Below are 7,354 nucleotides of genomic sequence, written 5' to 3' on the forward strand. Positions count from 1 at the left end.
CGGCGGCGCGGCGTTGCGCTTCGGCGCGCGCGGCGGCGGCGCGCAGTTTGGCCAGCAGTTGCTCCAGGCCCTTGGCGTCGCGGCCGAGCTCGCGTTCGCGCGTGCTGCGGTCCTGGTATTTTTCGTTGATCTGCGCGACCAACGCAGCACGCGCCTTGCGGTCTTTCTGCAACTGGCTGATCTGGCTGCGCTGCTGCTTGCGAGTGCTGTCCAGACTGGCCCGACGCTCGACGATCTGCCGCTCCAGCGTGTCCAGCTCGCGCAGCTGCGCGCTGAGCTCATTGATTCGCTTGGCGCGATCGCGCTGCACATAACCGTGATACGTCAGGATGCGGCCGCTGTCGGCGACGCGGTCCTGCGACAACAGCAGTTTCAGCGGCGCGTCGTTGCCTTGCGCGTAGGCCGCGCGCAACAGCCGCGCCAGCTCCTGGCGTTGCGAGCCGAGCTTGGTGTTGAGCGCGTCGCGCTTGGCCTGCAACTGCTTCATCGACGCCTGCTCGCGCGCCAGCCGGGTTTCGATGTCGCGCAGGGTGCGGTTGGAATGGCCGACCTGTTCGTCGGCCGCGCGCAGTTGCTGGGTGGCGTCGCCGCGCTGGCCTTCCAGCTTGCGGCGTTCGTCGGCGACCGATTTGAGTTCGGTCTTGATCTTCTCGAGCTTGCGCTCGGCTTCGCGGCTGGTGCTCTGCGCCGCGGCGTGCGCGACCACGGGCGCGGCCAGCGGCACAACCGCCAGCCACGCGATGAGCCACGCGCGCGCGAACCGCATCAGGGCTGCAACAGGCTGCGGCCGGTCATCTCGGCCGGTTGATCGATGCCGAGCAGATCCAGGATGGTCGGCGCGACGTCGCGCAAAGCGCCACCGCCGCGCAGGCCGGCCTTGCGCGGGCCGAGATAGATCAGCGGCACCGGGCCGACGGTATGCGCGGTATGCGGCTGGCCGGTGGCGGGGTCGCGCATCATTTCCAGATTGCCGTGATCGGCGGTGATCAGCAGCGCGCCGCCGACTTCGCGCACCGCCGCGACGATCACGCCGAGCGCCTTGTCCACCGCCTGCGCGGCCAGGATCGCCGCCTGCAGGTCGCCGGTGTGGCCGACCATGTCGGGATTGGCGATGTTGCAGATCGCCACGTCCACCGACTGCGCGCGGATGGCCTCGGCGAGCTTGGCGGTGACTTCCGGGCAACTCATCTCCGGCTGCAGATCGTAGGTCGCGACCTTCGGGCTCGGCACCAGGATGCGGCTTTCGCCTTCATACGGGTCTTCGCGGCCGCCGCTGAAGAAGAAGGTGACGTGCGCGTATTTTTCCGTCTCGGCGATACGCAGCTGGGTCAGGCGATGGGCCGCCAGCAATTCGCCCAGGGTGTTGTGCAGATCGTCCGGGCCGAACGCCACCGGCGCCGGCAGTCGGGCGTCGTATTCGGTCAGGCAGACGAAGCGCGACAGCTTCGGCCGGCGCGCCGCGTAGCCGTCGAAATTCGGATCGACGAACGCGGCGGTGAGCTGGCGCGCGCGGTCGGCGCGGAAATTCATGAACACCACCGCGTCGCCGTCGACCATCGGCTTGGCTTCGCCGATCACGGTGGGGGCGACGAACTCGTCGGTTTCGCCGCGCGCATACGCCGCGTCCAGGCCTTCCTGCGCGGTCGCGGCGCGTTGCTCGCTGTCGGCTTCGACGATCGCGTTCCAGGCGCGCAGCTGGCGATCCCAGCGCTTGTCGCGGTCCATCGCGTAGTAACGGCCGCTGATCGATGCGATGTGGGCGTTGCCGGCGGCGGCGCAGGCGTCCTGCAGCCGTTGCAGGCTCGGCGCGGCCGACTTGGGCGGCATGTCGCGGCCGTCGAGGAAGGCGTGCACGGCGACGCGGGCCACGCCTTCGCGGCGGGCCAGGTCGATCATCGCGAAGATGTGGCGCTCGTGGCTGTGCACGCCGCCGGGCGAGAGCAGGCCCATCAGGTGCAAGGTCGCGCCGGCCGACTTCGCCGCCGCGCAGGCCGCGCGCAGTTCGTCGTTGGCGTAGAAGCTGGCGTCCTCGATGGCGGCATCGATGCGGGTCAGGTCCTGATAGACGATGCGGCCGGCGCCCAGGTTCATGTGGCCGACTTCGGAATTGCCCATCTGCCCGTCCGGCAGGCCGACGTGGCGGCCTTCGGTGTGGATCAGGGTGTGGGCTTCGCTGGCCTCCAGCGCGTCCCAGTTCGGCAGAGTGGCCTGGGCCAGGGCGTTGTCGGTCGGATCGTCGCGGTGGCCCCAACCGTCCAGGATCAGCAGCACTACGGGCTTGGGTCGGGGAGTCGCTGACACGTGGGGGATTCCTAATATGACGAGGGGCAAGGGCCGCCGCGGGCGGGTTCTGCGATTGTAGCGAAGCGGGCGATGAAGCCTCGGGGAACGGACGATCCGTGCCAGGGCGACATCGCCGGGTGCGACGCAAGTGCTTGATCCGGCAAATCTACGGCACGAATCATCGCCAAAGATGTGTTCGGGTTAAACCGTTTGCGCGCTCGCCGCATCTCTTTGCTTGCCCACTCAGACAATGGAACACGCCATGACGCGCACTCGCCAAATCCTCGCCCTGTCGCTGCTGACCGCCCTGAGCCTGTCGGCACCGCTGGCTTTCGCCGACGACGGCATCAGCAAGGTCAACGGCAGCATCTCGGTAGGCTCCAGCGAACGCCGCGGCGACCTGGAGACCGTCAACGGCAGCATCAAGGTCGGCGACAACGCCCGGGTCGAAGACGTCCAGACTGTCAACGGCGGCATCGTCGTGGGTTCCAGCACCCAGACCGGCGGCCTGGAAACGGTCAACGGCGGCATCCGCGCCGGCACCAACCTGACCGCCAACGCCGACCTGGAAACGGTCAACGGCAGCATCTTCGTCGATCGCGGCGGCACCGTGCGCGGCAAGGTCAGCACCGTCAACGGCGCCATCGGTCTGGTCGATACCGACGTCACCGGCAGCATCGAAACGGTCAATGGCGACCTCACCGTCGGTGTGGATTCGCACATCAGCGGCGGTATCCACTACAGCAAGCCGCAAGGCCTGAGTTTTCCCGAGCGCCGCGCCCCGCGCGTGATCATCGGCCCGAACGCGCGCGTGGACGGCAGCCTGGTGTTCGAGCGCGAGGTGGAGTTGTATGTCCACTCCAGCGCGAAGACCGGTTCGATTCGCGGCGCTACGGCGATTGCGTTCAGTACGCCTACGCCGCAGTTCAAGTAAGGGCGGGGGTTTCCCCTCGGCTCGACTCTCTTCTTTTGGCTGTTTTTTTGATCGAGGAAGGGAGGCGGGCGAGGGTGGCGTGACCAGCCTTTAGCACCAGTCATTCCGCCACACCGTCAGTCCCGCGAAATCTCTCCAGTCCGTCATTCCCGCGAAGGCGGGCTCCGCTCTACTTCGGCGGAGCCGAACATCCAGAGACTTCAGCGCCATCCTTCCAGATCGTCATTCCCGCGAACGCGGGAATCCAGCGACTTCAAACGTTCTCGCACGAAAGGCCCTGGATTCCCGCGTTCGCGGGAATGACGACAGGTGGGTACGTCGGCTCTGGCATCTGCATCTGCATCTGCATCTACATCGGCCTAGACCTCGGCCTTGATCTCGGCATCGCCCCCATCCCCCACCCCACCGTTCGGCGAACCCGCTCGATCGGACAACACAGGCCCGAGCCTGCACCTAGAATGGACCTCCCCCACCCCCGGCCCACGAGCCGCTCCTGGAGGTTCCGCTCTTGTCACGAACGCCCCTGTCCCGAACTACCCCGCTGCTGAAAGCCACCTCGCTGGTCGCCGCCGCGCTGGTCCTGTCGGCCTGCAACAAGCCTGCCGCCACCGCCGACGCGCCCAAGCCGGCCGAACCGGCCGCGCAGACCGCCGCGCCCGGCGATCACGCCTTCGACGCCGCCATCAACGCCGCCGACTTCGCCGAACACGTCAAGGTCCTGGCCTCGGACGAATTCGAAGGCCGCGCGCCCGGCAGCGCCGGCGAGGAAAAGGCCGTCCAGTACCTGGAAGCGCAGTTCAAGCGCCTGGGACTGAAACCCGGCAACGGCGACAGTTATTTCCAGACCGTGCCGATGGTGGAAACCACGGCCGATGAAACCACCGCGCTCAAGCTCGACGTCAAGGGACAGGCGCGCGAGTTGAAGTTCGGCAGCGACATGGTCGTCGGCACCCGCACCGGCCAGCCGGAAGTGAAGATCGACGGCAGCGATCTGGTCTTCGTCGGCTACGGCGTCAACGCGCCCGAGCAGCAGTGGAACGACTACGCCGGCGTCGACGTCAAGGGCAAGACCGTCGTCATGTTCGTCAACGACCCGGGGTTCCACGGCCAGGACGCGACCTTGTTCGAAGGCAAGCGGATGACCTACTACGGCCGTTGGACCTACAAGTTCGAAGAGGCCGCGCGCCAGGGCGCCAAGGCCGCGCTGATCATTCACGACACCGCCGGCGCTTCGTACGGCTGGGAAGTCGTGAAGAACTCCTGGTCCGGCGCGCAATTCGATCTGCCGGCCAAGGACGATCCGGAACCGCGCCTGCCGGTGCAGGGCTGGATCACCAACGAAGCCGCGCGCAAGTTGCTCGGCGACCTGGGCCAGAACCTCGACCAGCTGTATCAGGCCGCCGGCAAGCGCGGCTTCAAGGCGATCGCGCTGCAGGCCAAGGCCTCGGTGGATCTGAAGAGCAGGATCAGCCAGAAGTCTTCGCGCAACGTGATCGCGCGCCTGGACGGCGCCAAGCGTCCGGATGAAGCCATCGTCTACATGGCGCATTGGGACCACCTGGGCAACCACACCGGCGAAGGCGGCCACGAAGGCCACGGCGCCGATGCCAAGACCACCGGCCCGGACACGATCTACAACGGCGCGGTCGATAACGCCTCGGGCGTGGCCGGCATCCTGGAAATCGCCGAAGCCTTCATCAAGCAGACGCCGCCGCCGGATCGCTCGCTGCTGTTCCTGGCGGTGACCCTGGAAGAATCCGGCCTGCTGGGTTCGAAGTACTACGTCGCCCATCCGACCGTGCCGCTCAACAAGACCGTCGCGGTGATCAACCTCGACGCGATGCCGATCATCGGCAAGGCCCGCGACATGACCGTGGTCGGCTATGGCAGCTCGGAGCTGGAGGACATCCTCAAGACCGTCGCCGACGGCCAGCAGCGCGTGCTGCATGCCGAGGGCACGCCGCAGGACGGCTTCTACTTCCGCTCGGATCACTTCAACTTCGCCAAGGCCGGCGTGCCCGCGCTGTACGCCAAGGGCGGCGACGATCTGCTCGACGGCGGCGTGGAAGCCGGGCAGAAGGCGCAGATCGATTACCGCGACAACCGCTACCACAAGCCGGCGGACCAGTTCGATCCGGCCTGGAAGCTCGACGGCGTGGTCCAGGATCTGGACGCGCTGTACGGCGTCGGCAAGACCCTGGCCGGCAATGAGCAATGGCCGAACTGGTACGAAGGCAACGCTTTCCGCGCCGCGCACGACAAGCTGATGGCGCCGGCGAAGTAAGCCGCCGCCGGCCGCGGCCCGATCGATCCAGCGATCGGGCCGCCCGCGGCCGCAAAGCGATCCGACGACGGCGCCCACGGGCGCCGTCGTTTTTTCCGCTAGGCTGAGCGCACCGCCGAACGCGGTTCGCCCACGAAGGAACGCGCATGTCCATGACCATCGCCTATTGGTGCCTGTTGATCGCCGCGCTGATGCCCTACCTGTGGGTCGCGGTCGCCAAGGCCAACGGCAAGCGTTACGACAACCGCGACCCGCGCGCCTGGCAGGCGCGCCAGGACAGCCCGCGCTCCAACGCCGCCTACGCCGCCCACCTCAACGCCTTCGAAGCCTTCGCCCCGTTCGCCGCCGGCGTGCTCGCCGCGCAGATGGCCGGCGTGGACACGGACTGGATCGTGATCCTGTCGATCGTGTTCGTGGTCTGCCGCGTGCTGCACGGCGTGTTCTATATCGCCGGCAAGGCGCCGCTGCGCAGCCTGGTCTGGGCGATCGGTTTCCTGTGCGCGATGGCGTTGCTGGCGCTGGCCGCGTTGGCTTCGATCTGATCCAAACCACCGTGCCATCGCCTTAAGCAATCCGCAGAGTCCGCATGTCTCCGGCCCCGATTTTCGATCACAATGAATTCGCGCAATCGCTGCGCGACGACGGCTTTCGTTTCGTCGCTGGCGAGGAGATGCGCGCGCACCTGCAAGAGCACGGCTCCCTGCGGGACTGGAACGTATTCGCCGACAGCTGGAACGATCTGGCGCCCGACACTTACCTCGCCCGCGTTGGCCAGCAACGCCGACGCCGCCACGCGGTGTTCCGCGCCGGACGCGAGGGCGCGATCGAACGCCGGCCGCATCAGCCGCATTATCAGAGCCTGAGTTACAACACCCTGCAGGGCGATATCGAGCGTTGGTTCGAACCGATACGCGACGACATCGCGCAAGGCCAGACACTGGGCACCGTGCTCGCGTTCTGCCGCGACTTCTTTTCGGCGCTGACCCCGCAGACTCCGGCCTGGCATATCGAACTGCATCAGTTCCGCATCGAGGCGCGCAGCGACCAGGACGGCCAGCCCACGCCCGAAGGCGTGCATCGCGACGGCGTGGACTACGTGCTGGTGCTGCTGATCGATCGCCACAACATCGTCAGCGGCACGACCACCATTCACGACGGCGATCGCCGCTTGCTGGGCAGCTTCACCCTGACCGCGCCGTTGGACGCGGCCTTGGTGGACGATGCCCGCGTATTTCATGGCGTCACTGCGGTGACGCCCCTGGCCCCGGAGCGCGAAGCGCATCGGGATGTGTTGGTGGTGACGTTTCGGGCCAACGGTACGCCAGCTTCGCAGTGACAAGACTCATCAACCAGACCTGACGCCGTCGCAACTTCGGCGGTTCGGTTTGGAATGGAGGAATGCGTTTCTTCGACATTCCAACCTGTCGTAGGCCGGCCGATAGAGCAGGCCTGGCCATCTCCGGGCAAATTTCATTCTTGAGCAGAAGCTACGCTCCGGCTGATTCGCCAACGCCGCCCCACCTTGATTACGACAGTCGAATGCAGTCGAAACTTCCGCCGAGCTGGCAAGGCTAACGGGGCGGCAAGACCCGCTGTCGGAGCGCCGATCACCGGGGCCTGGATCGCCCTGCAGCGTGTTGTAAGGATTCAGCGGATCGGCGGGAAGGGCGCCCCTCCGCGGCTGATGCTGTTTGTTGTCGCTGTCACCGCTGCTCCATTTCGCGATTCCCCGGTTTCATTTCGGGCGCGATCTGCGTCTGCAGCCGATTAAGTGCGCGCTGGAAGTAACTGCCGCAGTAACTACGGCCGAATGGGCCGGTTAGATAAAGTTTTTTGGCGCAAAGAAAAACGCC

Annotated in this window: 5 protein-coding genes and 1 pseudogene; 4 read left to right on the plus strand and 2 right to left on the minus strand. The window is 66.5% G+C overall.

The window, feature by feature from the left end; translation table 11 throughout:
- Nucleotides 1–766, minus strand: a pseudogene (locus J7J50_RS23115) (peptidase M23); the annotation flags it as partial.
- Complete coding sequence (gene gpmI / locus J7J50_RS23120; RefSeq protein ID WP_215060110.1) at nt 766–2,301, minus strand: 2,3-bisphosphoglycerate-independent phosphoglycerate mutase; 1,536 nt, start codon at nt 2,299–2,301, stop codon at nt 766–768. The gene gpmI and the pseudogene J7J50_RS23115, both read right to left, overlap by 1 nt.
- A gap of 244 nt (nt 2,302–2,545) precedes the next feature.
- On the opposite strand from gpmI, the gene J7J50_RS23125 reads away from it, so the two are divergent.
- The 4 genes from J7J50_RS23125 (at nt 2,546) to J7J50_RS23140 (ending at nt 6,837) form a co-directional block, all read left to right on the plus strand.
- A complete protein-coding gene (locus J7J50_RS23125; RefSeq protein WP_215060112.1) occupies nt 2,546–3,217 on the plus strand; it encodes a hypothetical protein in 672 nt (223 codons plus the stop codon).
- A 559-nt stretch (nt 3,218–3,776) separates the two neighbouring features.
- Nucleotides 3,777–5,501: a M28 family metallopeptidase gene (locus J7J50_RS23130; RefSeq protein ID WP_251044706.1), complete on the plus strand. Its 1,725-nt coding sequence runs from the start codon at nt 3,777–3,779 to the stop codon at nt 5,499–5,501.
- 146 nt (nt 5,502–5,647) lie between these two features.
- Complete coding sequence (locus tag J7J50_RS23135) at nt 5,648–6,043, plus strand: MAPEG family protein (protein WP_215060114.1); 396 nt, start codon at nt 5,648–5,650, stop codon at nt 6,041–6,043.
- Between the two features lie 44 nt (nt 6,044–6,087).
- Nucleotides 6,088–6,837 carry a 2OG-Fe dioxygenase family protein gene (locus tag J7J50_RS23140; RefSeq protein ID WP_215060122.1) on the plus strand — a complete coding sequence of 250 codons (750 nt, stop codon included), beginning with the start codon at nt 6,088–6,090 and terminating at the stop codon, nt 6,835–6,837.
- Nucleotides 6,838–7,354 lie beyond the last annotated feature (517 nt).

The organism is Lysobacter sp. ISL-50 (assembly GCF_018612875.1).
Taxonomy (GTDB): domain Bacteria; phylum Pseudomonadota; class Gammaproteobacteria; order Xanthomonadales; family Xanthomonadaceae; genus Lysobacter.